This window comes from Roseofilum capinflatum BLCC-M114, assembly GCF_030068505.1.
GTDB lineage: Bacteria > Cyanobacteriota > Cyanobacteriia > Cyanobacteriales > Desertifilaceae > Roseofilum > Roseofilum capinflatum.
On sequence record NZ_JAQOSO010000065.1, the window covers coordinates 1 to 2,322 of the forward strand.

The 2,322-nt window shown below is 45.6% G+C and carries 4 protein-coding genes and 1 pseudogene; 1 reads left to right on the forward strand and 4 read right to left on the reverse strand.

Annotated features, from left to right (window positions below; all coding sequences use genetic code 11):
- Positions 1–114: 114 nt before the first annotated feature.
- The 4 genes and pseudogenes from PMG25_RS11715 to PMG25_RS11730 all read right to left on the reverse strand — a co-directional run bounded on the left by PMG25_RS11715 (position 115) and on the right by PMG25_RS11730 (position 1,836).
- Positions 115–693 (reverse strand): Uma2 family endonuclease, encoded by a 579-nt coding sequence (locus PMG25_RS11715; protein ID WP_283767086.1) that lies wholly within the window; start codon positions 691–693, stop codon positions 115–117.
- Positions 694–696: 3 nt separating this feature from the next.
- Positions 697–1,005: pseudogene (locus PMG25_RS11720) on the reverse strand (Uma2 family endonuclease); the annotation flags it as partial.
- 399 nt (positions 1,006–1,404) lie between these two features.
- Entirely contained in the window at positions 1,405–1,554 is a 150-nt protein-coding gene (locus tag PMG25_RS11725) for a hypothetical protein (RefSeq protein ID WP_283767087.1), read from the reverse strand.
- Positions 1,555–1,644: 90 nt separating this feature from the next.
- Positions 1,645–1,836, reverse strand: coding sequence for a hypothetical protein (locus tag PMG25_RS11730; RefSeq protein ID WP_283767088.1), 192 nt, complete (start codon positions 1,834–1,836; stop codon positions 1,645–1,647).
- Between the two features lie 209 nt (positions 1,837–2,045).
- On the opposite strand from PMG25_RS11730, the gene PMG25_RS11735 reads away from it, so the two are divergent.
- The coding region (locus PMG25_RS11735) for a hypothetical protein (RefSeq protein WP_283767089.1) at positions 2,046–2,322 on the forward strand (277 nt) is incomplete at its 3' end.

The window sequence follows — 2,322 nt, forward strand, 5'->3', positions numbered from 1 at the left end:
TACATGGCTTTGAGCCTTTAAGACTGTACACCATAACAGCGCCAAGCGCTGTATTACTGGAGTGGGAGCGTCTCGCTCCCTAAATTTTTATTACCCATTACTGCGCGAATCGCTCTAATAGCGCGGAAGCTCTAAAAAAAAGCCCGGTAAGACGGATTCTCCCGATAAAGTGGTGGGTAACGAGATAATTTCTACTTCCTGATTTTGACGATAGATTTCTACTTGCTGGTTTTGAGGATCGATGAGCCAACCGAGTCTTAAACCACTGTTCAAATATTCCTGCATTTTCCCTTGCAGTTGGCTTAAAGCATCGCTACGAGAGCGCAGTTCAATCACAAAATCGGGACAAATAGGAGCAAACTGTTCCTGTTCTTCTGAGCTTAAGGCTTGCCAGCGCTCGTTGGCAATCCAGGCTACATCCGGCGATCGCTTCCCCCCCTGGGGTAAACTAAAAATAGTAGAAGAACTAAATACTTTCCCCAGTTGGGTTTGACGATTCCATTGCCAGAGAAAACCAATGAGATCGGCTTCCCGATTGCCACTGATCGATCCGACTGGAGGCATGATTAAGAGTTCTCCTTGGGCGGTTTGTTCGAGTTGGTACTGTTCATTGGTTTGGCAAAGTTGATAAAATTGCTGATCGGTGAGATGAACGGTTTTTAGGTTTAGAGTAATGGGTTCGTAAGTTAGCATAGTTTATGGATTGACAAAGGATTGATGTTCGGGGGTGGCTAATCCTGTTTGTAGAGTCGCGAGTACCTGAGCTAAGTCACCCGCGAATAAAGCGGCTTGGTTTAACCATAATCCAGGGAAAATCTGGGACTCTATGATTCCGTCTGCATTGGGTTCTAGTTTGATATCTTCTTCATTCTCTAATCTAAACCAATCCAGTTCGCCATCATCGACGCGCCAAACTAAATATTCTTGCACTTGATTGCGACGATAAATATTGCGTTTTTGATGTAAGTCAATGGACACACTACTAGCGGCAATTTCAACGATTAATGAGGAATGGTTATTTTGGGATTAATGGATTCAGTGGCTATCATATTTAGGATTGAGGAGGTTACAGAAAATTGCGTCAGGTATTGCCCTCTCCCCCAACCCCCTCTCCCGTGGGAGCTAATCTTGTAGGGGTTTTAATTCAGAGAGTAGAGCCGAGCTTAATAAAGAAAAATCTGTCCATGGCAGTAGCAAGGACTTTGACCCCAGGGTAAGGTTGCTTGATGGAAGGAGCAAAGCCAACAATTTTAGCCAAAGCCAGAACTCCATCACGCACAGACCTAATTGGGGTAGACCCCAGTTGCTTTAGTAGCCTCACCTCGGAGGGTTCAAACACCAGTGTAGCCCTTGACATGGGTTCAACTCGGAGAAGATAAGTTAGAGCCAGTAATTTCCAGGCGACTACTGAGTAAAAGGTGAGGGCATTAACCAAAGTGTCCACATCATCAAGTCCACATCATCAAACTGTAGTTTTTCTACCTGCAAAGCACCCGACTTGAGAGTGTAATGGAAGCGTTCGACGCTCCATCGAAGAGCATACCACTGAGTCACCCTTTGCACATCCTCTAAGCGTGGTTCCTAAATCTGGCAACTCAGATGACACATCGGATAATTTACAGATGCGCTTACTGCTGACTATTTCTAAGTGACGGTCTTGACCCACCCGAACGAGCAGCTCCACATTGGCTTCTCGCTCGGCTCTAAACAGGTCAAATACATCGGCTGTTTTTGTCCTGAGTAGTTGTAATAAGTGGTGTCCTGGGCCGCAATCAGATACTCTCCATCTGTGGCTTTGGCTCGTTCTACTGTTGCCTGAATGTGTCCGGATAACATCAACTCTTCATTCATTTTTTCGTGAGCAAATATACCCGCTACCGTCTGACGAAAACTATTGCCCATACATTGGGAAAAAGAGAGATTTGGCTTCTCTAATGCTCTCCTGTACGCCTTTTCTAGACTTTTTTTACCTGGGGGCGAAATTGTCCTTGGGTTATAAATTCCGTCATTTCTACTTTCATTGAATCTACCTAGGGTAAGCGGATATGGGCTGGTCTTTTCTATTTTACCTCCTGGTTGCCTCCAACGGTCTGCTCCCGATCGCGAAGCGAAACGGAGTTTTATCGCGAAGCGAAACGGAGTTTTATCGCGAAGCGAAACGGAGTTTTATCGCGAAGCGAAACGGAGTTTTATCGCGAAGCGAAACGGAGTTTTATCGCGAAGCGAAACGGAGTTTTATCGCGAAGCGAAACGGAGTTTTATCGCGAAGCGAAACGGAGTTTTATCGCGAAGCGAAACGGAGTTTTATCGCGAAGCGAAACG